General features: G+C 71.4%; 23 protein-coding genes. 13 read left to right on the top strand and 10 right to left on the bottom strand.

Annotated elements, in window-relative coordinates; translation table 11 throughout:
* Nucleotides 1–7: 7 nt before the first annotated feature.
* Complete coding sequence (locus tag ABZW17_RS14915; RefSeq protein ID WP_354813504.1) at nucleotides 8–832, bottom strand: excalibur calcium-binding domain-containing protein; 825 nt, start codon at nucleotides 830–832, stop codon at nucleotides 8–10.
* Between the two features lie 195 nt (nucleotides 833–1,027).
* On the opposite strand from ABZW17_RS14915, the gene ABZW17_RS14910 reads away from it, so the two are divergent.
* On the top strand, nucleotides 1,028–2,392 hold the full coding sequence (locus tag ABZW17_RS14910) for a 3'-5' exonuclease (protein ID WP_354813502.1): 1,365 nt from the start codon (nucleotides 1,028–1,030) through the stop codon (nucleotides 2,390–2,392).
* 225 nt (nucleotides 2,393–2,617) lie between these two features.
* Complete coding sequence (locus tag ABZW17_RS14905; RefSeq protein ID WP_354813500.1) at nucleotides 2,618–2,953, top strand: DUF3024 domain-containing protein; 336 nt, start codon at nucleotides 2,618–2,620, stop codon at nucleotides 2,951–2,953.
* A gap of 4 nt (nucleotides 2,954–2,957) precedes the next feature.
* Here ABZW17_RS14905 and ABZW17_RS14900 read toward each other — a convergent pair whose 3' ends face one another.
* A complete protein-coding gene (locus tag ABZW17_RS14900; RefSeq protein WP_354813498.1) occupies nucleotides 2,958–3,275 on the bottom strand; it encodes a nucleotide pyrophosphohydrolase in 318 nt (105 codons plus the stop codon).
* A gap of 134 nt (nucleotides 3,276–3,409) precedes the next feature.
* Between ABZW17_RS14900 and ABZW17_RS14895 the strand changes: the two genes are divergently transcribed.
* From ABZW17_RS14895 to ABZW17_RS14885, 3 genes are all read left to right on the top strand, one after another.
* The gene (locus ABZW17_RS14895; protein ID WP_354813496.1) at nucleotides 3,410–4,330 is read left to right on the top strand and encodes a nitrate- and nitrite sensing domain-containing protein; all 921 of its coding nucleotides are present in this window, start codon (nucleotides 3,410–3,412) and stop codon (nucleotides 4,328–4,330) included.
* An 88-nt stretch (nucleotides 4,331–4,418) separates the two neighbouring features.
* Complete coding sequence (locus tag ABZW17_RS14890; protein WP_354813494.1) at nucleotides 4,419–5,741, top strand: DUF6880 family protein; 1,323 nt, start codon at nucleotides 4,419–4,421, stop codon at nucleotides 5,739–5,741.
* 165 nt (nucleotides 5,742–5,906) lie between these two features.
* On the top strand, nucleotides 5,907–7,415 hold the full coding sequence (locus ABZW17_RS14885) for a hypothetical protein (protein WP_354813492.1): 1,509 nt from the start codon (nucleotides 5,907–5,909) through the stop codon (nucleotides 7,413–7,415).
* A 3-nt stretch (nucleotides 7,416–7,418) separates the two neighbouring features.
* On the opposite strand, the gene ABZW17_RS14880 is transcribed toward ABZW17_RS14885, so the two are convergent.
* From ABZW17_RS14880 to ABZW17_RS14870, 3 genes are all read right to left on the bottom strand, one after another.
* Nucleotides 7,419–7,565: a hypothetical protein gene (locus tag ABZW17_RS14880; protein WP_004558578.1), complete on the bottom strand. Its 147-nt coding sequence runs from the start codon at nucleotides 7,563–7,565 to the stop codon at nucleotides 7,419–7,421.
* Between the two features lie 269 nt (nucleotides 7,566–7,834).
* Nucleotides 7,835–8,767 (bottom strand): type I pantothenate kinase, encoded by a 933-nt coding sequence (gene coaA / locus ABZW17_RS14875; protein WP_354813490.1) that lies wholly within the window; start codon nucleotides 8,765–8,767, stop codon nucleotides 7,835–7,837.
* A 114-nt stretch (nucleotides 8,768–8,881) separates the two neighbouring features.
* A complete protein-coding gene (locus ABZW17_RS14870; RefSeq protein WP_354813488.1) occupies nucleotides 8,882–9,502 on the bottom strand; it encodes a macro domain-containing protein in 621 nt (206 codons plus the stop codon).
* A 98-nt stretch (nucleotides 9,503–9,600) separates the two neighbouring features.
* Between ABZW17_RS14870 and pheA the strand changes: the two genes are divergently transcribed.
* From pheA to ABZW17_RS14850, 4 genes are all read left to right on the top strand, one after another.
* Nucleotides 9,601–10,512, top strand: coding sequence for a prephenate dehydratase (gene pheA, locus ABZW17_RS14865; protein ID WP_354813486.1), 912 nt, complete (start codon nucleotides 9,601–9,603; stop codon nucleotides 10,510–10,512).
* A complete protein-coding gene (locus tag ABZW17_RS14860) occupies nucleotides 10,509–11,126 on the top strand; it encodes a histidine phosphatase family protein (RefSeq protein WP_354813484.1) in 618 nt (205 codons plus the stop codon). The genes pheA and ABZW17_RS14860 overlap by 4 nt, the downstream gene beginning before the upstream one ends.
* A gap of 118 nt (nucleotides 11,127–11,244) precedes the next feature.
* Nucleotides 11,245–11,892, top strand: coding sequence for a DUF4232 domain-containing protein (locus ABZW17_RS14855; RefSeq protein ID WP_354813795.1), 648 nt, complete (start codon nucleotides 11,245–11,247; stop codon nucleotides 11,890–11,892).
* Between the two features lie 103 nt (nucleotides 11,893–11,995).
* Complete coding sequence (locus tag ABZW17_RS14850; RefSeq protein ID WP_354813482.1) at nucleotides 11,996–12,943, top strand: cold shock domain-containing protein; 948 nt, start codon at nucleotides 11,996–11,998, stop codon at nucleotides 12,941–12,943.
* Nucleotides 12,944–12,991: 48 nt separating this feature from the next.
* On the opposite strand, the gene ABZW17_RS14845 is transcribed toward ABZW17_RS14850, so the two are convergent.
* The 4 genes from ABZW17_RS14845 to ABZW17_RS14830 form a co-directional block, all read right to left on the bottom strand.
* Nucleotides 12,992–13,462: a hypothetical protein gene (locus ABZW17_RS14845; protein WP_354813480.1), complete on the bottom strand. Its 471-nt coding sequence runs from the start codon at nucleotides 13,460–13,462 to the stop codon at nucleotides 12,992–12,994.
* A gap of 39 nt (nucleotides 13,463–13,501) precedes the next feature.
* The gene (locus ABZW17_RS14840) at nucleotides 13,502–14,761 is read right to left on the bottom strand and encodes an MFS transporter (RefSeq protein WP_354813478.1); all 1,260 of its coding nucleotides are present in this window, start codon (nucleotides 14,759–14,761) and stop codon (nucleotides 13,502–13,504) included.
* 153 nt (nucleotides 14,762–14,914) lie between these two features.
* Nucleotides 14,915–15,265 carry a metallopeptidase family protein gene (locus ABZW17_RS14835; protein ID WP_354813476.1) on the bottom strand — a complete coding sequence of 117 codons (351 nt, stop codon included), beginning with the start codon at nucleotides 15,263–15,265 and terminating at the stop codon, nucleotides 14,915–14,917.
* Nucleotides 15,265–16,293: a septum formation family protein gene (locus ABZW17_RS14830; protein WP_354813474.1), complete on the bottom strand. Its 1,029-nt coding sequence runs from the start codon at nucleotides 16,291–16,293 to the stop codon at nucleotides 15,265–15,267. The genes ABZW17_RS14835 and ABZW17_RS14830 overlap by 1 nt, the downstream gene beginning before the upstream one ends.
* Before the next feature lie 94 nt (nucleotides 16,294–16,387).
* Here ABZW17_RS14830 and ABZW17_RS14825 point away from each other — a divergent pair, with 94 nt between their 5' ends.
* From ABZW17_RS14825 to ABZW17_RS14810, 4 genes are read left to right on the top strand one after another with little or no spacing between them, the layout of a single operon-like run.
* On the top strand, nucleotides 16,388–16,987 hold the full coding sequence (locus tag ABZW17_RS14825) for a hypothetical protein (protein WP_354813472.1): 600 nt from the start codon (nucleotides 16,388–16,390) through the stop codon (nucleotides 16,985–16,987).
* Nucleotides 16,988–18,154, top strand: coding sequence for a glutathionylspermidine synthase family protein (locus tag ABZW17_RS14820; RefSeq protein WP_354813470.1), 1,167 nt, complete (start codon nucleotides 16,988–16,990; stop codon nucleotides 18,152–18,154).
* Nucleotides 18,155–18,199: 45 nt separating this feature from the next.
* On the top strand, nucleotides 18,200–18,652 hold the full coding sequence (locus tag ABZW17_RS14815; protein ID WP_004558566.1) for a DUF350 domain-containing protein: 453 nt from the start codon (nucleotides 18,200–18,202) through the stop codon (nucleotides 18,650–18,652).
* Between the two features lie 23 nt (nucleotides 18,653–18,675).
* On the top strand, nucleotides 18,676–19,581 hold the full coding sequence (locus ABZW17_RS14810) for a haloalkane dehalogenase (RefSeq protein ID WP_354813468.1): 906 nt from the start codon (nucleotides 18,676–18,678) through the stop codon (nucleotides 19,579–19,581).
* Nucleotides 19,582–20,221: 640 nt separating this feature from the next.
* Here the strand turns inward: ABZW17_RS14810 and ABZW17_RS14805 are convergent.
* Complete coding sequence (locus ABZW17_RS14805; protein ID WP_354813466.1) at nucleotides 20,222–21,514, bottom strand: aspartate aminotransferase family protein; 1,293 nt, start codon at nucleotides 21,512–21,514, stop codon at nucleotides 20,222–20,224.
* Nucleotides 21,515–21,613 lie beyond the last annotated feature (99 nt).

Here is a 21,613-nt window from a genome sequence, read left to right as displayed (position 1 = left end):
GGTTAGATCACCTTTCGCAGGCGACGCCGTCGCCGTCGCGGTCGAGGGCGGACCGGTAGCCCGGTTCGCCGCGGTACAGCGGGGCGGCGCCGGCGGCCTTCGCGGCCGAGCAGTTCGCGTAGTAGACGTTGCTGTGGTCCGGTTCCGGGGCGGGCTCGGTGGTCTTCACCACGGGCGGCGCCGGTTTGGGCGCGGCCTTCGTGGCGGGGGCCGGTGCCTGGGTGGGCTTCGGCGCCGGGGGCACCGCCGGGACCGGGGCGACCGTGGGCGCCGGGGCGTCGATGGTCCCGTTGCACGGCGGCCCCCACAGCCCGCTGACGGCCTGCTTGGCCGTGCTTTCGGTGGCGGCGAGCGCGGGCACGGCGGCGGTTTCCGCGTACTTGAGATATCCCTGCTGAATGGCGAGGGCCGCGTAGTCCTGGCCGTCGGCGAGCGTCAGCGCGATCCCTTGCGCCGTTTCCGCGCCGAGCTTGACGGCCTTGCCGGAAAGCGTCGTGGTGGCCCAGCCGAGCGATTCCGTCCAGTAGCAGCCGGTGCCGGCCGCGGGTGCCGTGACGCCGAGGACGTGCACCGTTCTGCTGCTGCCGTCGCTCCCGTTGACCACGACGGTCGCGCCGTCCGGCACGCCGGCGACGGTGTAGGTGACGACGACGGGCGTCGGCGTCGGGGTCGCGGACGTGCTGGTCGACGGGGGTGCCGACGACGCCGGCGCGGCGGCGGTGGTGAGCTTCGGCTCGGGGGCCTTGCCGAAGATCGCGCCGAGCACGAACAGAACCGTGAAGGCGGCCAGGACGATCTTCAGCCAGTTCGGAAAGCGCTTCTTCGGGTGCATGCGGGATTTTCCTCGTTCCTCGACGGCGACGTGCCGAGGGTGTACTCGGGAAATCTCCTGCCGTTGTTACGCACCGGGCCGTGATGGACCACCATTCGTTATCCGGCGGATTGTTGCCGTCACGATCACGTCACGAACCACGGTTCCGCGGCGAAAAGCTGTCACAACTCCCGGGCCGGGAACGACGCTGCGGGCGTGATCGAATCCCTCCCGCTGCGCGGCCCCGGCGGCCACCCCGCGCACGGCGACTTCACGGCCGTGGACATCCGGACCACCGGCCTGCGTCCCGGGCGCGTCGTCGAGCTCGCCGCGGTGCGGGTGCAGGCCGGCGGTTCGTTCGCGGGCGAGCTGTCGACGCTGGTGAACCCCGGCGTCCCGCCCGGCCCCGCGCTCGTGCACGGCATCACGCGCGACGAACTCGCCGACGCGCCGTCGTTCGGCGAGGTGCTGGGGCCGCTGCTCGACCTGTGCGCCGGCAGCGTGCTCGTGGCGCACGACCCGGCGGTCGTCGACGCGTTCCTCAGCCACGAGATCGGGCTCCTCGGCGTCCGGCTGCCGCCGCTGCCGGGCGTCTCGACGCTGGCGGCCGCGCAGTCGGTGGTGCGGCTGCCGAACTACCGGCCGGCGACCGTGGCGCACGCGCTCGGCGTGCCGGCCCGCCCGGGGCAGTCGGCGTTGTCCGGCGCGCGGGCGGTCGCCCAGCTGGCGACGGCGTTGTTCGGGCGGTACGGCCTGACGTTCGCGGCCCCGCCGGTCCTGCCCGCGCTGCCGCGGTTCGCCGACGGCCGGCTGCTGCCGCGGGCCGAGGCCCTGCCGGCAGAGCCGGGCTGGATGGCCGAGGCCGTCGAACGCATCACGGCTGACGACGCCTACCTGGACCTGCTCGCCGGGGTCGTCGCCGACCAGCACCTTTCACCCGACGAGGTGACAGCCCTGGCCGCGCTCGCGCGCGAGGCCGGGTTGTCCGAGGCACACGTGCGCTCGACGCACGAGCAGCTCGTGACGGCGTTGCGCGAGATAGCGGAACGGGACGGCGTGGTGACCGCGGTCGAAGCGCGCGAGCTGCGCCAGGTGGCGACGGCCCTCGGCGTCGGCACCGCGGGCGACCTGCGGCCGGCCGAAGGCGGGAAGCCTACGCGGGTGCTGGTGCTGGGCACGACCGTCGAGGCGGACCGGCTGCGGGCCCGGGTGCTCGCGGAGGGCGTCCAGCTGGCGAAGAAGCTGACCGGGAGCGTGACGCACCTGGTGGCCGATGCATCGGTGCCGCCGAACGAGCCGCGGCTGGCGCGAGCCGCCGAGCTGGGCGTGGCCGTGCTGGACGTCGGGGTGGCTCCGGTGGCCTTGGGTTTCGAGCCACCGCCCGTGCGGCCGGTGGCGGCCGCGCCGACGTCGAAGCGGCTCGGCGGGCGGGTTCTGATGGGTGTCGGGCTGCTGGTGATGTTCGTCGTGGTGGTGGGGATGTTCGGGGGGACCCCGCTGGCGGGCGGGATCTTCCTGGGCGCGCTCGGCGTCGGTGCCCTGCTCGGCGGGTGGTGGCTGGCCGAGCCCGCGCCGCGCTAGCGTCGGTGCGGTGCCACGACTGATCCACCTCGGTTCATCGACGCCGCGCCCTTCGAGGCCGTGGCGGAGGACGTCGGCGCGATCGCCTGCGACCGATCCGCCGCGCGGGCCGCAGCGGCCGGGCTGCGTCGTCGTGCCGACTGACGGTTGTGCTCCCGATGTCACCTACGCGGCCGTGCTCGCCCACCTGCGCGCCGGTTGAGGCGGTCCGGTTCACTGGACCGCATGGCTATTCCGGAGCTCGCGCTGCGGCAGATCGAACGCTGGTGCACGCAGCGCGTCCCCGAGCACCTGCAGGACCGGATCCGGGTCGAGTGCCGGACGCGGGGGCGCGCGGTGACCATCGTCGAACGCCGGGCGCCGTGGTCGCCGCAGGCCGGGCCGGAGTGGAGTGAACAGAAGATCGCGCAGCTGCGGCTGGACGAGTTCGGGATCTGGTCCGTGTGGTGGGCCGACCGGAACGGGCGGTGGCTGAGCTACCCGGACGCGCCCGTCGCCAGCACGCCGCCCGCGCTGCTCGACGAGATCGACCGGAACCCCGGCGGCGTTTTCTGGGGTTAGCCGGTCAGGCCGGCGGCGGGAAGCGCACCTCGTTCCGGTCGATCTTCGCGTGCGCCGCCGCGGGCAGGTCGACGCCGAGGCGGTCCGCCAGCTGCAGCAGGTACAGCGTCACGTCCGCGATCTCGTCGAGGACCTTCTCCGCCAGCGCCGGATCCTCGCGCCAAGCGTCCGACTCCTCGGGCGTCAGCCACTGGAACAGCGAGGTCAGCTCGCCGACCTCGCCGGAAAGGGCCATCACGAGGTTCTTCGGGGTGTGGTACGGCTCCCAGGCGCGGGCCGCCGCGAAGTCGCGGAGGCGGCCGGTCACGTCGTCGAAGGTCACGGGAGCGATTGTGCTCGGTCGTCACAGTGCGCTAACAGCCGTATGGCGGACTGCCGTTGACCGGTGAATCTCTCACTCAATAGGTTGAACTTCGTCGGGATGCTTGCGGGGCCCCAGGCTGGGAAAGGAACGTCTTGAAGTACCTGCGATCCGTCCGCGGCCGCATGCTGGGCATCGCCTTCGTTCCCGGTGGCGCGCTCGTCCTGGTCGCCGTCGTGATCGCCGTTTTCCTGGTCCACCAGGCGGTCCGGACCCGCGACCTGGCCATGGAGACGGCGTCCGCCGCGGACCGGACGGCCCGGGCGGTGGTCGCCCTGCAGGGGCAGCGGAGCGCCGCCATGGCCGCGCCCGACCGGCGGAGCGCCGCGTACGCGAGTTACACACAGCGGATCGAGTCCGCCATCGCGGGACTGCGCGAATACGCGCGCCACGCCCCGGACGCCGAGTCCGCCTACCAGCAGACCACCGCCGTCGAGCTGCTTTCCGTCGCCGAAGGCATGGACCGCTCCGATTCCCTCGCTCTCGCCGGTCTGGACAACGTGACGCGCGGGTCGTTCACCTCCGCCGTCGCCGCCTACCGGGCCCAGCTGGCCCGCGTCGTCCCGCAGCTCACCGAGAGTGGCCGGATGGCGTACGAGTCGCTCACCCGTAGCGCCGATTGGAGCAGGCTCGCCGCGGCCGAGAACGCTTTCACCGCTGCCGAACCGCTGCCCGTGCCCGAGTCCACGTGGCGCAGCGCCGCTTACGCCGTGTCCGAGCAGCTTTGCCTGCTGTACGCGCAACAGAGCCAGTACGCGGTGCAGCTGACGCTCGACGACGGCCGCCGGACGCTCGCCGGCGCGCTCGCCGCCGGGACGGCGCTGCTGCTGTTCGCCGGGCTCCTGCTGGTCGTCGTGCGGCGGCTGGTGGCGCGGGTGCCGGTGCCGGTCGTCCCGATCATGGTGCCGACCGTCGGCGCGGCCATCCCGCGGCCCCGACACGCACGGTCACGACGGCCGGGCCTGCCGGAGCCGTGGCCGCTGAAAGCCGTGCTCGACGACTTGCGCCGCCGATGAGCCGGTCACTCAAAGTATCCGATTACTCCGAAAAGAGCACGCGGTTGGCCCACACGCGTGCCGACGGCCGTCGGGCACACTGGTGCCCGTGAGTCCCCACTCGGATCTTCGCCCCTACCTGCGCACTTTGGACGCGGAGACGCTGGCGGACCTGCTGCACGCCCAGGCCGAGCGCGATCCCGAACTGCGGCACTCGCTCGAACTGCGCGCGGCCACCCAGTCCGGTGACGTCAGCGAGGCGCACCGGCTGCTGGACACCGCGGTCACCGACGGGAACGCCGAGTACACCGCCAAGGTCGGCGCGGTCCTGGACACGCTGCAGCGCATGCTCGACGCCGGCAGCCGCGCCGACCTGGCCCCGCTGGCCCGGCGCACGGTCGACGACATCAGCGAGGTGCTGGAGCAGACCGGCGACTACACCGGCGACCTCGCCGACCGGCTGGACCGCGCCGTCGAGCTGTACGCCCGCGCGTGCGCCGCCCGGCCGCCGGACCCCGAAAAGCTGGCCGACTGGATCCTCGAGGTCGAGTTCGACGGCCCCGGCCGCCCGGTGATCGATCTCGCCGAGTTCGCGACGGCGCTGGGCGAAACCGGCCTCAAGCGGATCAAGTCCACTGTGGACGACGTGCTCACGGCGAACGGCTCCGGCCACCGCCGTGACGTGGCCGAACGGCTGCGCGAGCAGCTGGCCGAGGTGCTCGGCGACGTCGACGAGCTGGTGGCGATCCTGTCGGCCAAGCCGCCGCGGGTGGACGTCAGCCTCAAGATCGTCCGGGTGCTGCGGGCCGCGGGGCGGCACAGCGAGGCCATCGCGCACGCCGCCCGCGCGCTCACCCACGACAAGCAGCCGCAGCCGGAACCCGAGGACGAGACCTCCCGGCGCCGCAAGGACTTCGACGCCAAACCGGACCGCGAGACGTACGCCGCGCTGCGCGAGGCCGCGACGAAGGACGGGAAGTGGACCGCGCAGCGCCGGGACGCCCTGGCCTGCCTGCGCGAACGCGCCGCCGAGGGCGTCGGGCAGGCGGACGAGCTGGTCCGCGTGCTGCTCGACGACGGCCGTCCGGACGAAGCCTGGCGGGCCTGCGTGCGGTTCGGCGCGTCCGGCGAGCTCAAGCTCGAACTGGCCGAGCAGCGCGCGGCCGAGCACCCGGCCGAGACGATCCCGGTCTTCCGCGAGCAGGTCGACGAACTCATCGAGCGCAAGGACCCGCAGGCGTACCAGGAAGCCGCCCGCCGGCTGAAGCTGTTGCGCACCTTGCACAAGCGCGCCGAGACGCCGGAGGAATTCACGGCGTACCTGGCGTCGCTGGTGGAAAACCACCGGCGGAAAACCCGGCTGATCACGGAAATCCGGGCCGCCAGGATCGCCTTGCCGAAGCCCGTAACCTCCCCGCGCACCCCTCGTTGACCCCGGAGAACCGGTGATACACGTGCACCGGGACATCGTGAGCGCGCCAAGGCGTCGCGGTGGCCCAGTTCCGCCGTCCGGCTCGGCGCCTCCCCGTCGAGCACCCGGCGGGACCCGCGCCAGGGCCACCGCGACCCGCTCGCGGTGAAGTGAAACCATGACGGCATGAGCCCGGTCAGTCGCGCCCGCAAGAAGGCACCGCAGCCCGTCACCCACAGCGTGACCGGCTTGTTCAAGGACATCCTGAACGACTTCTCGGCGCTGGGCGCCGACCCCGAGCCGGTCGACGTCGAACTGCTCGCCTCCGAGGTGCTCGGCCAGTTCCACGACCTGCCCGTCGAGGACGGCGAAGAGCCGCTCGGCCTCGAACTCATCGCCTTCGCGCAGCGCAAGATCACACCGGGTGCCGCCGCGCTGCTGGCCGCGCTGAAGGTCGTCGCCGAGACCGACGTCGAGCGCAAGGCCGCCGACGCCGGCCTGCAGGTCGTCCTCGGCCGCGGCATCCCCGAGCCCGCCTGGGCCGCCGGCCTCGGCCGCGTCACCGCCGGCGAGTGCCGGCGCACCGGGGACGTCTTCGGCGACGAGTCGTCCCTGCTCACCGTCTTTTCTCACGGCGACCAGGCGTACGGCCTGCTCGCGCTGCTCGACTACACCGAGGGCGGCCGGGTCCGGGACCTCGTCGTCATCGACCAGCCCGCCGATGTCCTCGCCGAGATGCAGGAGCAGTCCGACGCCGACCCCGAGCTGGTCGTCTTCGAGGCCGTCGACCCCGCCGAGGCCCACCGCCTGATCGCGGACGGCCTCGCCGCCACCGACCACCTCGACGAGGCCGACGTCAGCGAGGACTACGCCCGCTTCCACGCCGTCGCGCTGACCTGGTGCCGCGCGCTGCCGGAGCCCGCGCTCGTGCCCGAGGTGGCCGAGTGGTCCGACGCCGAGCGCGCCGCCGTCGTCGAGCAGTTCGTCGCGGCGAGCGGTGAAGACGCCGGCGCCGCCCGCGCGATCGGGGCCCTGCTGCTGGAGCACGGCCTGCGCACCGACCCGGGCAACCCGCTGCGCGTCGGGCCGGAGAAGATCGCGCGGTTCCTCGAGGGCCTGCTGGGCGAGGAGTACGAGCTCGGCGCCGACCACGAGGACGCCGTGGAGCCGGTCGTGCTGGCCTGGGTGCAGTGGACCGGCGAGCGGGCGCACCTGACCGAGACCGCGATCGCCGCCCTCGACGAGGCCGTCCAGGACTACCTGAGCGAATACGCCGACGATGACGACTCCCCGCTGGAGCGCTACTTCGCCGACACCAGCGAGCTTTCGCCGACCGAGCTGGCCGACGCGCTGGAGCGGCGGATGTTCGCCGTGCCGACGCTGACCGCGGAAATCGACGACGAAGAAGTCGACCTCGACCCGAACGACCCGGAGCAGCGCCGGGCGCTGGTCATCGCCGAGGCCGACGAGGACGAGGAAGAGCAGCGGCTGATCCTGCGCGCGACCATCGTCGACCAGCTGTGGGACAACGAGCCCGCCGACGTCTGGCAGGCCGCCGAGCGCCTGCAGGAGGGCGAGCTCGACCGCGGCGAGATCTTCGAGCAGCTGATCGACGCGCTGGAAAACAGCCTGCTGGACGCGGAAAACCTCGAATACGACGCCGACGCCTACGTCGAGGCGCTGGCCGAACTCTGACCGTCAGGGGAGGGGTTCCGCGGACTTCGCCTTGCTGCGGCGCTCCTGCAGCCGGTCGTCGAAGTCGACGACGAAGGTCCCGGCCGCCATCGCGATCAGCAGGGCCAGACCCAGCACCGCACCGACCCACGTGAGGATCATCGTGAACATCGTGGGCCTCCTCCCCAGCTCAGAGCCTTTTTCCGGACTCCTTCAGGGTCGCTTTCGCAGCGGTTGCCCGGTATCGGCCAACCGGTTACGCCTGAACGTCCCGCCTCGGCCGAACGGCCGGATTCCGGCGCAGAGAGTCGCCGGGCCGCGACGAATCGTGGCCGCGCACTCGCTCAGCGTGGGAATGCGCGGCATGTGGGTGACGGCCCGCGTAACCGCCTCGTGAGTGGTAAGGCGTGTTAGAACACGCCTTACCACTCACGAGCGGGTCAGAGCTTGCGCAGGCGCACGCGGTTGATGGTGTGGTCGCAGTCCTTGCGCAGCACCAGCGTCGCCCGCGGCCGCGTCGGCTTGATGTTCTCCATCAGGTTCGGCTCGTTGATCGAGTGCCACAGGTGGCGCGCCTCGGCGCGGGCCTCGTCGTCGGGCAGGCCGGCGAAGTGGTGGAAGTGCGACGCCGGGTCCGCGAACGCCGTGTGCCGCAGCTCCAGGAACCGCTCGATGTACCAGCGCTGGATGTCGTCGGTGTGCGCGTCGACGTAGATCGAGAAGTCGAACAGGTCGGACACCATCAGCCGCGGCCCGGGCTGCAGGACGTTCAGGCCCTCGAGGATGAGGATGTCCGGCTGCTGCACCACCTGCTCCTGGCCGGGCAGGATGTCGTAGGCCAGGTGCGAGTACACCGGCGCGGTGACGCGCTCGGCACCCGACTTGACCTCCGTGACGAACCGCAGCAGCGCGCGCCGGTCGTAGCTCTCCGGGAAACCCTTGCGGTGCATGATCCCGCGCCGCATCAGCTCGGCGCGCGGGTACAGGAAGCCGTCGGTGGTGACCAGGTCGACGCGGGGGTGGTCCGGCCAGCGGGCGAGCAGCGTGCGCAGGATGCGGGCGGTGGTCGACTTGCCGACCGCCACGCTCCCGGCGATGCCGATCACGAACGGGACCTTCGTGCCGCGGGAGTCGTCACCGAGGAACGTCGTGGTCGCTTCGTAGAGCCGCTGGCGCGCGGCGACCTGCAGGTTGATCAGGCGGGACAGCGGCAGGTAGACGTCGGCGACCTCGGCCAGGTCGACCTGCTCGCCGAGGCCGCGCAGCCGCAGCAGCTCGGCCGCCGTCAGCGGCAACGGCGTCGAACTTCGCAGTTCTTTCCATTGTTCCCGGTGCAGCTCGACATACGGGCTGAGTTCGCGGACCCGGGTCATCGCACACTCCTCCGGCCGTCGCCTGCACTGGCGGACGTTCACCTGCGTGATTAACGGTAGGGCTTACGGCCGGTGAACGCGCTGTGATGTAGTCCACCCCCTACCAGGGGTTGATCACCGAGGGTGACGATTTCCGAAGACTTCGGCCCACGCCGCGGCGACCTGCCGGGCGCAGATCGCCGGGTCGACGCCGCCGACGCCGGTGCCCAGGCCGGGCATCGCGATCGTGTCGACGAACTCCCGCACCGGGCCGTCGTCGAGCCGGCCGTCGCGCCACGTCAGGAACACCGCGCGGGCGGCGAGGTAGGGGTGGACGGTGTCGGCGGGCAGCCGTTCGCCGGGCTCCCGCATGGTCGGCGCGCTGATCAGCCACGCCGGCTCGGCCTCGCCGGTCGGCACCACCACGGCGTCGCCGATCGGCAGCTCACCGCCGTGGAAGGCCAGGACAGCGCTGCGGACGCTCTGTTCCACGCCGGGGAACGCCCGCGCATAGACGGCGTCGATCCCGCCGCGCATCCAGCCGTAGGAGTTGGCCGGGCTGACCACGGCCTGGGCGACCACGTCGAGCACCGACCCTCGGTGCACCCGGACCCGGCCGGCCAGTTTTTCCGCAGCGGCGATCCAGGCCTCGGCGAGCGGTGCATCGACGGCGCACAGCACCAGTTCCGGTGCGCGGGGGGCGATCGGCGGCTGCGCGCCCTCACGTCCGGTGTGCGTGCCCGATTCGGCGGTCACGGTCCCAGCATCGCAAAAAATGCCACCCGGCGTAACCGGTTCCCGTACCGGCTGTCCGAGTGAATGTCGCCACGGCCAGGCCCCGTAGCCTGGGGGCTGTGTCACGGATCGCATACTTCGGCCCCCGAGGGACCTTCACCGAACAGGCCGCGCGGGTGCTCGCCGCCGCCGGCGAGGAACTGATCCCGGTCGAGACCGTCCGGCTCGCGATGACGGCCGTCCGCGAAGGCCGGGCGGACGCGGCCTGCGTCCCCATCGAGAACTCGGTCGAGGGTGTGGTGCCCGCCACGCTGGACGCGCTCAGCGAGTCGACCCCGCTGGTCGCCGTGGCCGAGACCATCCTGCCGATCCACTTCAGCGTGCTGACCCGGCCCGGGACCGAAGAGATCCGGACCGTCGCCAGCCACCCGCACGCGCTGGCCCAGGTCCGCGAGTGGCTCGAGGCGAACCTGCCGGGCGCCCACCCGGTGGCGTCGTCGTCGACGTCCGCCGCCGCGGTCGGCGTGCTGGAGGGCGACTTCGACGCGGCGGTCTGCGCCCCGGTCGCGAACGAGCACTACCACCTTCGGGTGCTGGCCACCGAGGTCGCCGACGTCACCGACGCCGCGACGCGGTTCCTGCTGGTCCGCGCGCCGGGCGAGCTGCCGGAGCCGACGGGCGCCGACCGGACGTCGGTGGTCGCCGCGGCCGCGAACCGCACCGGCACGCTCGCCGAGCTGCTCACCGAGCTGGCCAGCCGAGGCATCAACCTGACCCGCCTCGACGCCCGGCCGACGCGCAGCAACTTCGGCGAGTACCGCTTCTTCATCGACTTCGAGGGCCACGTGGCCGAGCCGCGGGTGCTCGACGCCCTGACGGCGTTGCGCCGGCACTGCCGCAACCTGCGGTTCCTCGGCTCGCACCCGCGGGCCGACGGGACCCGCACCACGATCGAACCCGGCTTCGGCAACGACGACTTCGTCGAAGCGGCCGTGTGGGCCGACGCGGTTCGCAAGGGAGACCTGGCGTGAGGCTGCTGCTCATCCGCCACGGCCAGACCGACGGGAACGTCCGCGGCGCGCTGGACACCGCCCTGCCCGGCCCGCCGCTGACCGACCTCGGCCGCACGCAGGCCGAAGACCTCGCCGCGCGGCTTTCGGGCGAGCCGATCGTCGCGGTCTACGCGTCCCAGGCGACCCGGGCCCAGCAGACGGCGTCGCCGCTGGCCGCGCGCCTTTCGCTGGACGTCCAGGTCGTCGACGGCGTCCACGAGGTCGTCGCCGGCGACCTCGAAGGCGCGACCGACCACGAGTCCATCCGCACCTACATGGAAACGGTCCGGCGCTGGACGCTCGGCGAGCTGACGCCGTCGCTGCCCGGCGGCGAGAGCGGCACCAGCGTGCGCACGCGGATGCTGGACGCCGTCGGCCGGCTGCGCGCGAAGCACGAGCAGGCCGACCCGGACGGCGTGATCGCCCTGGTCAGCCACGGTGGGGCGATCCGGCTGGCCGGGGAATGGCTGGCCCCGAACGTGCACGCGGACGTGGCCAACGCGGCGCTGATCCCGAACACCGGCCTGGTCGAGCTGGACGCCCGGCCGGACGGCCAGTGGCGCTGCCTCACCTGGGTTGACACGCCACTCTGAATCGTCACGAAAGTGTGATCCCGTCACGTTTCAAACACGTTTGGTGGGGAATTTACGAGGACGACCAACCTGCCCGGAGATCCGCACGTCTACCCCTTAGCACCACATCAGGGAGGCGATTGACATGGTTCGGACCAAGCTCACTCGGTTGTTCCCGGTCGTCGCGGCTTCGGCGGGCGTTCTCGCGCTTTCCGCCTGCGGCAGCGGCGGCACCACGCCGGCGGCGAGCAGCTCGACGCCGTCCTCGACGTCCGCGGCCGAGACCACCACGGTCACCACCGCCACGTCGAGCCCGGCGAGCTCGGCCCCGGCCGCGCCGCCGGTCGCCCAGCCCGCGGACAACGGGCTCTGCAAGGCCGGCGACGTCAAGCTCTCGCTCGGCCAGGGCGACGCGGGCGCCGGGTCGGTGTACCGGCCGCTGCTCATCACCAACGCCAGCTCGAAGCCGTGCACCATCCAGGGCTTCCCCGGGGTGTCCTACGTGGCCGGCAGCGACGGGCACCAGGTCGGCAAGGACGCCTTCCGTGAGGGCAGCAAGGGCGACGCCATCAAGCTGAACCCCGGCCAGACCGCGGCCGCCGACATCCAGTTCGTCAACGTGGGCAACTTCGACCCGGGCACCTGCCAGCCGACGCAGGTCAAGGGCCTGCGGATCTACCTGCCGCAGGAGACCGCGTCGAACTTCGTGCCGGACCAGGGCACCGGCTGCGCCAGCACGAAGATCCCGGGCAACCAGCTCGCGGTGAAGACGGTCCACCCCGCTTGAGACCCGGCCCCGAAACCGCACGCCGGTGGGCCCGGCCCGACGGACCGGAGGCCGGTCAGAGAGACTGGGGGCCAGTGCCCGTCCTCTCGACCTGGAGTCTTCGATGCCGCAAGGGACCGTCCGTTGGTTCGACGCCGAACGGGGTTTCGGCTTCCTCGCGCCCGAGGACGGCTCGCCGGACGTGTTCGTGCACGCCTCCGAGATCGTCGGGGACGGCGGCTCGAAAGTGCTCCGCGAAGGTCAGGCCGTCGTGTTCGAGGCCGGCGAGAACGACCGCGGACCCGAGGCGCGGCGCGTTCGCGTCACCGCCGATGCGGCCACCGGCAGCGCCGTGGGCCTGCTCGGCACCATCAACTGGTACGAGCCGGGCAAGGGGTACGGCTTCGCGTCGCCGGACGGCGGCGGCGCCGACATCTTCGTGCACAGCTCGGCCATCGTGACCGGCGGCGTGGTCGCCGAGGGGCAGCGGGTGGCCTTCCTGATCGTCGAAGGCGAGCGCGGCCCGCAGGCCGGGCACGTGATCCCGCTGGGAGCAGGGGCCGGCTCACCCGCCGCGGCCGGTACCGCGGACGGTGCCGACGGCACGGTGGCCTGGTACGACGAGGACAAGGGCTTCGGCTTCATCAACCCCGACTCCGGCGCCGGGGACGTCTTCGTGCACGCCCGGGCCCTGGCCGAGGGGCTGACGTGGCTCGCGGAGGGCGACCGCGTCGCCTACGAGGTGGCCAGTGGGGACAAGGGCCCGCAGGCCCGCGACGTGCACCTGGTCCGGGGCGCCGAGCCCCAGGCGGCGCCGCAGCGGCCGGCACCTGCCGCGGCCGCAGGGCCGGCGGCGCGGGACGTGCCCGTACGAGGCGGCGAGGGCGTCGTCGCGCGCTACGACGACGACCGCGGCTTCGGCTTCATCACCCCGGATGCGGGCGGCGACGATCTCTTCGCCCACGCGTCCGTGATCATGGGGTCGGAGCCGCTGCGGAAGGGTGACCGGGTCCGGTACGCGGTGCGTCAGAGCGACCGGGGCCCGCAGGCCGACCGCGTCGAACGCCTCTGAAGCGGCGGCCCCACCGATGGCCGATCGCTTCCCGGCGAGAGACCAGGTCTAGATGCGGGCGCAGATCTCCTGCGCCTGAGCCAGGTGCCGCTGGCCGGAGATGTCGTTGAAGTGCAGGCTGAGCACCATCCGGCTGACGCCGTCGATGTGGTCGGCCAGCGGCTGGTAGTTCGCGTTGACCTGGGCGGCGGCCGCGGACAGCTCGCGCGCCGCCATCATCCGGTGCAGCCGCTCGGAGGTGAGGCCGGGCGTCAGCGCCGGCTGGCGGTCCTGGCTCGTGTCGGGCAGCTCGCCCACCCGGTCGAGCGCCTGGCACGCCGCGACGGCGTCGTCAAGCGCGCCGGCGTGCACGCCGGACAGGCCCCACAACAGGCCGAGCACGCTGCCGCCGAGCACGAACCCGGCCACCGCGCACAGCACGAGCAGCCGCCGGGACGGGGCCGGCGGCGAGGGCTCGGCCGCAGACTCGTCGAAGTCGGGATCGGCGTCGGTGCCGGTCCCCGGGTCCACGGTGCGCATGACTGCCTCCTCACCACCTGGGTGAGGAGATATTTCAGCTCACAATCCCGGATCGTGGTGCGCCCAAGCCGCGGCTGAGTCCGATTTGTCACCGAGGGCGAACCGTCGCAGCGCCGCGAAGGCGAACGCGGCGATCGCCAGCATGGCCACGCCGGAGACGGCGAACGTCCGGGCGGCCGTGCCGAGCCGCTCGGTCAGCACCCCGCCGAGCAGCGCGCCCAGCGGGATCGCGCCCCAGACGACCGTGCGCCACACCCCGAGCACCCGGCCGAGCAGCTCGCCGGGCACCAGCGTGTGCCGGGCCGTCGCGAGCACGACGTTGACCGCCACCACCGCGGCCGCGAACAGGGCGAACAGCGCCGCGCTCACGACCGGCGAGCGCACCAGGCCCATCCCGCCGAAGCCGATCCCGCAGCAGACGATCCCGCCGACGACGACGGGGAGCCGGCCCGCCGCCCGCACCAGCCGCGGGGCGACGCCGGCGCCGAGCAGGCCGCCGATCCCACCGGCGAACGCGAAGAACCCGAAGGTCGCGTCGGACAGGTGGAGGTCCTGCAGCGCGTACAGCACCAGCTGCGCCTGCGCGAGCTCGCTGACCAGGCTGAGCAGCCCGGCGACGACGACCAGCCGCAGCAGCAGCGGGTGCCCGCGCAGCCAGCGCAGGCCCGCGCCCAGCTCGGTGCGCAGCGGCCGGGCCGGTGTCTCCGCCTGGCCGCGGTAGGTGCCCGCCAGCCCGAGCAGCACTGCGGCGGCGATCGCGAACCCAGCCGAGTTGAGGACGAAGGGGAAGGCGGCGAAGAGCGCGAACGTCAGGCTGCCGACCGGGCCGCCGAGGAACGTCTGGCCGACGATCTCGCACGCCTGCAGCTTGCTGTTGGCCGCGTCGAGCGAACCGCCGCCGACGACCGCCGGGATCAGCGCGTTCGCCGCGCTGTCCGCGATCGTCTCGGCCGTGCCGATGATCAACGCGACCAGGTAGACCAGCCAGATCGTCATACCGCCGGCGGCGACGAGCCCGGCCAGCACGCCGACGGCGACCGCGCGGGCGGTGTTGGCGACGATCATCGCGCGCCGCCGGTCGATCCGGTCGACCAGCGCGCCGGCGACGGCGGCGAACAGCAGCCAGGGCAGGAACTGGGTGGCGGACAGCCCGGCGATCAGCACCGGGTCGCGGGTCAGGGTCGTCGCCAGCAGGGGCAGGGCCACCTTGCCGATGCCGTCCCCCAGGTGGGACGCTGCGCTCGACGTCAGCAGCCACCCGAGTCTTCGGCCGCCGCCGTCGTTCCGGGCCTCGTCCATGGTGCCTCCCCCGCGCGACTCGGCTACGAGGATAACGGCGGCGATGGCTGCGCGTGGTCACGTTGTCACTACTAGTGAAACTCGTGACGGTTTCGTGCGGGAAGTGCGGAAATCGGTGGAACGTGCGGGCGGAACCGGGGAATCCGCGCCGGATCAGCCCCAGCCGAGCTCGTGCAGCCGGGCGTCGTCGATGCCGAAGTGGTGGCCCAGCTCGTGCACGACGGTGATCAGGACCTCCTCGACGACCTCGTCCTCGTCCTCGCACATGGCCAGGATCGGCTGCCGGTAGATCGAGATCCGGTCGGGCAGCACCCCGCCGTACGACGAGGTCCGCTCGGTCAGTGCGATCCCGTGGTAGAGCCCGAGGATGTCCGGTGCCTCGTCGTTGAACTCCTCGACGAGCACGACGACGTTGTCCATCGCCTTCGCGAACTCGGGCGGCACCGCGTCCAGGGCCTCGGAGACCAGCTCCTCGAACCGCTCGCGGCTCATCTCGACGGGCATCAGCTGCTCGGCTTCGTCGACGGCGGTGCGGAGCTGGACGTGGCCGGGCCGCCGCCACCGTCCGACGGCTGGCCGCCGTCCTGGGGCTGGCCGCCGTCCGGGCCGCCCGGCGCGGCCTTGACGCTGCCGGTCACCGCCTGCAGGCCGCTCTTGTCCGGCAGCGCCGACGCGACCTTGCAGTTGACCTTCGTCGAGCCGGCGTCCCAGCTCTCCTGCTCCCGCAGGTCCCAGGTCAGGATCAGCTTCTTCGCGTCGAGGTCGGCGCCGCCGGTGTAGTCGGCCGCCGCCTTGGTGCACTCGGTGTCGAGCCAGGCCTTCTGGTCGTCCTGCGAGGGGTAGGTCTCCTTGAACTTCGTCTTGAGGTCGAGGGTGGCGATGATCTCGTACGAGTGCGGCTTCGCGCAGTCGATCGGGTCGCCGACGCCCTTGCCGAGCAGCGCCAGGCAGGTGCCGGGCTCGAAGACCAGCGACTGGTCCTGGTCCTTCGCCGGCCCGGTCGTCGGCAGCAGCTTGCCGCCGGGGCCGGCCCACTGCAGGCCGCACCGCAGCTGGCGGTCGCCGTCGTCCCACTGCGACGGCGTCGGGCGCAGGAGGTTGGTGGTCAGCTTGCCGTACGGGTCGAGCTTGTGCCCGAGGTACGGCTTGACGTCCGCGGTGCACTTCTGCTGCGCGATCTGCTGCCACTGGTCCAGCGACGGCACGGGCGCACCCGCCGGGAACTGGGCGCCGATGTCGACCAGCGCGGTCACCTCGAACAGGTGCGGCTGGGTGCAGGCGACCTTGCGCGCGTCGCTCGCGTCGGGGTTGTCCCAGGTCAGGCAGGTGCCCGGCGGCGAATGGAACGCCTCTTCGGCGGCCGGGGAGAGCTTGCCGGCGCCACCGCCGGCCCCGCCGGTGATGCCGTCGCTCCAGGAGAAGACGACGCTGAGGGCGAGCGCGATGAGCGCGCCCGCGAAGATCCCGCCCATCACGACGCGGGTACGCAGCGTCTGCGTGGCGGTGGGGAACCGATCGGCGCTGGGAGACATCGCAGTCCATGATGCCCGCGCCGCGCGCGACGTGCGCGATCCGGGTGGTTAGGGTGGGTCACGGGTTCGTGGTGGCCGGGATTACGGAGCGCACATGACGCAGGACAACAACACTGGGGACCAGCCGCCCCCCGAGCCGCCGAAGCGCGGCTCGATGAGATTCCAGGACTCGAACACCCAGCCGAAGCAGCCCTCGCTGGCCGAGCAGCGGGCGCGCCGGCAGGCGCTGGCCGACGAGGAACGCGACGAGGAGCTGGCCCGCCAGGCCGACGCCAAGGCGGCCACGCGGCGCAAGATCCTCATCGGCAGCGGCGTCACGGTCGGCCTCGTCGGCCTGGTCGCGACGTTCTACACGGTCGCGAAGCCGGAAGGTGACGTCACCGCGGTCTGCACCGACTCGAACGGCGTCGTCCAGAACGACGACTACTGCGACGACAGCTACGTCAGCAGCCACGGCGGCTACCACAGCGGCGGCTTCCTGTTCCTGCCGATCCCGGGCGGCGGCTACAACAGCTACCGCTACAACTACGGCGGCACCGGCGTGATCGGGCAGCGCGTGTCCGGCGGTTCGTACGACGCGCCGTCGGCCCGCACCAACGTCAACACCAAGTCCGGCAAGTCCGTCCAGCGCGGCGGGTTCGGCATCAGCGGCAAGAGCGGCACCGGCGGCAGCGGCAAGAGCGGGGGATCGTAGGTGTACCGGGACCGGCGTGAGCCGCGGCGAGACTGGCAGCGGATCGTCGAAGAGCAGGGGCTCGTCTACGGCACGCCGGCCCGCGACAGCAGCGGCCGCGTGCGGCCGTACTGGGACGAGTCGGTGCACTACGTCTTCGACATGGACGAGGTCCTCTCCCTGGAGGCCGACGTCGAACTGCTGCACTCGATGTGCCTGGAGGCCGTCGACAACGTCGTGACCACCGAGGGCTACCGGCGGTTCGGCATCCCCGAGTGGGTGTGGCCGCACATCGCCGAGTCGTGGAAGCGGCAGGACCCGCACGTCTACGGCCGGTTCGACCTGCGCTACGACGGCAAGTCGCCGGCGAAGCTGCTGGAGTACAACGCGGACACGCCGACGACGCTGCTCGAGGCGTCGCTGCTGCAGTGGCACTGGAAGACCGACGTCTTCCCGGACGACGACCAGTGGAACTCGATCCACGAGAAGCTCGTCGAGCGGTGGGCGTTCCTGCAGGACAAGCTGCCCTCGAACGAGCTGCACTTCACCTGGTCGGCGGCCGATCCGTCGGGTGAGGACAACGTCACGACGGCGTACCTGCAGGAGACGGCGGCCGAGGCCGGCCTCGACACGGTGGGCCTGGCGATCGAGGAGATCGGCTGGGACCCGGTGCTCAAGCGGTTCGTCGACCTCGAAGAGTCGCAGATGGCGACGGTGCTGAAGCTGTACCCGTGGGAGTGGGTGGTCGACGAGGAGTTCGGCCGCCACGCCGTCGAGTCGCTACCGCGGACGCTGTGGATCGAGCCGCTCTGGAAGATGATCCTCTCCAACAAGACGCTGCTGGCGATCCTGTGGGAGAACTACCCGGGCCACCCGAACCTGCTGCCCGCGTTCGCCGACGACCCCGGCCTGCTCACCGAGTACGTCCGCAAGCCGAAGCTGGGCCGCGAGGGCGCGAACGTCCAGATCGTCGCGACCGGCTACGAGACCCAGACCGACGGCGTCTACGGCGCGGAAGGTTTCGTCTACCAGGCGTTCGACCCGCTGCCCGAGTTCGACGGCTACCGGCCGGCGCTGGGCGCGTGGATCGTCGGCGACAGCTCCGCCGGCCTGGGCATCCGGGAGACCGGCGGCCTGGTCACCGACGACGGTGCGGCATTTGTCCCACACCGCATCGTCGAGTCGTGATAGAACACCGTCGCTGATCAGCTCTTTTCCCCTGGGAGACAACTCGTGAACACGACCCTTGCGCTGTCCGACACGTTCGGCTCCGACCTCGTGCGGGGGATCGGCGCGATCCTGCTGTACGGCGTGGTCGGCCTGCTGCTGATGTTCGCCGGCTTCTACGCGATCGACTGGACCACGCCGGGCAAGCTGTCGAAGCTGGTGACCCAGGGCCTGCCGAACGCAGTGATCGTGACGGCGTCCGGGATGCTCTCGATGGCGTTCATCGTGGTCGTGGCGATCTTCAACTCGGCCAGCGACCTCACCGAGGGCCTGATCACGTCGCTGGTCTACGGCCTGCTGGGGATCGCGGTCCAGGTCATCGCGGTCCGGTTGCTGGAGTGGGCGACCCGCATCGACGTGGCCTCGACGATCGAGAGCGAGAAGTTCGCCCCGGTGAGCATCGTGGTCGCGGCGGCGCACATCGGCCTGGGCCTCGTGGTGGCGGTCGGCATTTCCTGACGTTCGCCACTAGCGTGGGGTCCGTGCGCCTGCTGAGGACACCGGAAGACCGGTTCACGGACCTGCCCGACTTTCCCTTCGAGCCGCGCTACGCGGACCTCGCCGACCCCGACGGCGGCGTGATCAGAGTGGGTTACGTGGAGGCGGGCCCGGCGGACGGCCCGGTGGTGCTGTTGTTGCACGGCGAGCCGAGCTGGTCGTACCTGTACCGGAAAATGCTGCCGGTACTGGCAACGGCCGGCCTCCGCGCGATCGCGCCGGACCTGGTCGGCTTCGGCCGCTCCGACAAGCCGGGCGACCTGACGGACCACTCGTACGCCCGCCACGTGGAGTGGATGCGCGCGTTCGCGTTCGACGCACTGGACCTGCGGGACGTGACACTGGTCGGCCAGGACTGGGGCGGCCTGATCGGCCTGCGGATGGTGGCGGAGTCGCCATCACGGTTCTCGCGAGTGGTGGCGGCGAACACCGGTTTGCCAACGGGCGACGTCGACATGCCGCCGGCATGGCACGCGTTTCGTTCGGCGGTGGAGAAGGCCCCGGTGCTGGACATCGGGCGGTTCGTGCAGTCGGGGTGCGCGGCGCCGCTGCCGGACGAGGTGCGCGCGGCTTACGACGCACCGTTCCCGAACGAGATGTACAAGGCGGGGCCGCGGGCGATGCCATCCCTGGTGCCGTACCGGCCGGACGACCCGGCGTCCTCGGCGAACCGGGATGCGTGGAAGACGTTGACGGAGCTGGAGATCCCGTTTTTGGTGGCGTTTTCGGACGGGGACCCGATCACCGGGGGGATGGCGCCGATCTTGCGGCGGGCGATGCGCGGGGCGCAGGGGGTGGAGCACCCGGTGATCGCGGGGGCGGGCCATTTCCTGCAGGAGGACGCCGGTGAGGAGCTGGCGGAGCACGTGGCGCGGTTCGTGCGGGGGTGAGCAGCCCCCGTTTTCCACGCTAGCGGAGGGGACCGACGGAATCGGCGGCCTCGGATGGGGTTGTCCACAGGTGCGGTTGGGTGCCGGGGGGTTGTGCATAGCCGCAGGCGGATCGGTGGCCGGCAGCGGGAGCCGACCGGACCGCCCCCGCACGAAACCGGCAGCCGGCAACGCAAGGCAACCAACGACGTCACCAGGCCTCCCCCGCCCCTCATCCCAGCTGTCTCTTCAGTCGGCGGTCGGGTTTGTCAAGGCATCTTTCCCGCCTTGACAAACCCGGGCGGCGACTGAAAATCCCACCGGAGGGGCGGGGGAGGTCGGACCCGTACCCTGCTACGGCAGAGCTGAGCCGCGGCAAAAAGACAAAGCCTCTGCCGCGGCGGATCTTTGAAGCCGCGGCAGAATCAAAAGCGTCCTCGCCGGACAGGCAGGCTCCGGGATGACCCTTGGACCCGCTGTCCCTTCACCTTTGAGAGGTGGGCCGCTGGGTGGTCATCCCGTCGCCTGATTGAGGCCTATCACTTTGAGCCGGGCCCGCAACCTCACGCTCTCACCCCTGGCCTGGTCTGCATGTTGCGGGCCCGGCTCAAAGTGATTTGACGGCCTCAGGCGACGGGATGACCACCCAGCTCCTTCATGGTCAAGACAGCGCTGCGTGTGTTGCCTCCAGTGCGTCCACCAAGATGTCCAAGCCCTCCTGGGCCTCTTCTGCCGTCAGCGTCATCGGGGGGCCCAGGCGCAGTACGTTGCCGTGGAGGCCGCCCTTGCCGATCAGCAAGCCGCGGTTCTTTGTCTCCTCCAGCATCCTGGCTGCGGCTGGGATGTTGGGTTCCGTTGTTCCCGGTTTGATCAGCTCGACTCCGATCATCAGGCCCTTGCCGCGGACCTCGGCCACCAGTGGTGACGAAGCGGCACGAAGGCCTGACAGCAGCTGTGCCCCCCTGGCCGCGCAGTTTGCCTGGAGGTTGTGGTCCTTGATGTAGTCCAGGACCGCCGTTGCGCCCGCCATCGAGACCGGGTTGCCGCCGAATGTCGAGAACGACTGGGCCTGGAAGCAGTCCAGCACGTCTCCTCGGGCCACTACGCCGCCCACCGCCAGGCCGTTGCCCAGGCCCTTGGCGAACGTCATCATGTCCGGTGTCACGCCGTGGGCGTCGATGCCCCAGAAGTGCTCGCCCGTTCGGCCCCAGCCCGTCTGGACCTCGTCCGAGACGAACAGCACCCCGTACTCGTCCAAGACCTCCTTCATCGCCCGGAACAGGCCGTCCGGGGGCAGGCTGAAGCCGCCGACGCCCTGGATCGGCTCCGCGATCAAACACGCCACGTCGCCCGCTGTTGCCGTGTCCAGGACGTCCACCAGGTCCGCCACGCATGCGTCGATGTACGCCGCGTCCGACAAGTCCCTGAACGGGCTTCGGTACCGGTAGCCGCCGTGGACGTAGTTGACCTTCACCGGGCTCAGGGCCGAGGCCGACCAGCCGCGGTTGCCCGTGATCGCCACCGTTCCGAACGAACGGCCGTGGTAGCTGTTGCGCATCGCCAGGACCTGGTTGCTGCGGCGGTACTGCGTGGCCAGCATCAGCGCCGTGTCGTTGGCCTCGCTGCCCGAATTGGTGAAGAACACCTTCGCGTCCGGGATGTTCGACAGCTTCGCGATCCGCTCGGCCAGCTCGACCTGGGAGCGGATCAAGTACAACGTCGACGTGTGGAGGATGCCCGTGTCGAGCTGCTTGCGGACCGCGTCGCCGATCTCGGCGACGTCGTAGCCCATCGAGTTGGTCAGCACCCCGGCGAAGAAGTCGAGGTAGGTGCGCCCCTGGGAGTCCGTCATCCGGCGGTCGTGCGCGTGCACGATCTCGATCGGCTCCTCGTAGAGCAGGGACATCCAGGACGGCATGACTGCGCGGTGCCGGGCGAGCAGCTCGTCGGTCATCGGGGCGCCTCCTCCGGTGTTTCCCTGGAGTATGAGGACGCCGTGAACAGCGCTTCAACGATCAGACTGTCGGGATAACCCAGTAGGGCCGCACAGTCT

The sequence above is a fragment of the Amycolatopsis sp. NPDC004625 genome, assembly GCF_040609695.1.
Lineage (GTDB): Bacteria > Actinomycetota > Actinomycetes > Mycobacteriales > Pseudonocardiaceae > Amycolatopsis.
The sequence above is the reverse complement of the archived record's forward strand: the minus strand, read 5'-3'. Positions and strand labels throughout refer to the sequence as shown.

Bases quoted from the DNA above. Each gene is read 5' to 3' on its own strand.
- ABZW17_RS14915 (WP_354813504.1), bottom strand. From the start codon at position 832: ATGCACCCGAAGAAGCGCTTTCCGAACTGGCTGAAGATCGTCCTGGCC.
- ABZW17_RS14905 (WP_354813500.1), top strand. From the start codon at position 2,618: ATGGCTATTCCGGAGCTCGCGCTGCGGCAGATCGAACGCTGGTGCACG.
- ABZW17_RS14885 (WP_354813492.1), top strand. From the start codon at position 5,907: ATGAGCCCGGTCAGTCGCGCCCGCAAGAAGGCACCGCAGCCCGTCACC.
- ABZW17_RS14880 (WP_004558578.1), bottom strand. From the start codon at position 7,565: ATGTTCACGATGATCCTCACGTGGGTCGGTGCGGTGCTGGGTCTGGCC.
- coaA (WP_354813490.1), bottom strand. From the start codon at position 8,767: ATGACCCGGGTCCGCGAACTCAGCCCGTATGTCGAGCTGCACCGGGAA.
- ABZW17_RS14850 (WP_354813482.1), top strand. From the start codon at position 11,996: ATGCCGCAAGGGACCGTCCGTTGGTTCGACGCCGAACGGGGTTTCGGC.
- ABZW17_RS14845 (WP_354813480.1), bottom strand. From the start codon at position 13,462: ATGCGCACCGTGGACCCGGGGACCGGCACCGACGCCGATCCCGACTTC.
- ABZW17_RS14840 (WP_354813478.1), bottom strand. From the start codon at position 14,761: ATGGACGAGGCCCGGAACGACGGCGGCGGCCGAAGACTCGGGTGGCTG.
- ABZW17_RS14835 (WP_354813476.1), bottom strand. From the start codon at position 15,265: ATGCCCGTCGAGATGAGCCGCGAGCGGTTCGAGGAGCTGGTCTCCGAG.
- ABZW17_RS14830 (WP_354813474.1), bottom strand. From the start codon at position 16,293: ATGTCTCCCAGCGCCGATCGGTTCCCCACCGCCACGCAGACGCTGCGT.
- ABZW17_RS14825 (WP_354813472.1), top strand. From the start codon at position 16,388: ATGACGCAGGACAACAACACTGGGGACCAGCCGCCCCCCGAGCCGCCG.
- ABZW17_RS14805 (WP_354813466.1), bottom strand. From the start codon at position 21,514: ATGACCGACGAGCTGCTCGCCCGGCACCGCGCAGTCATGCCGTCCTGG.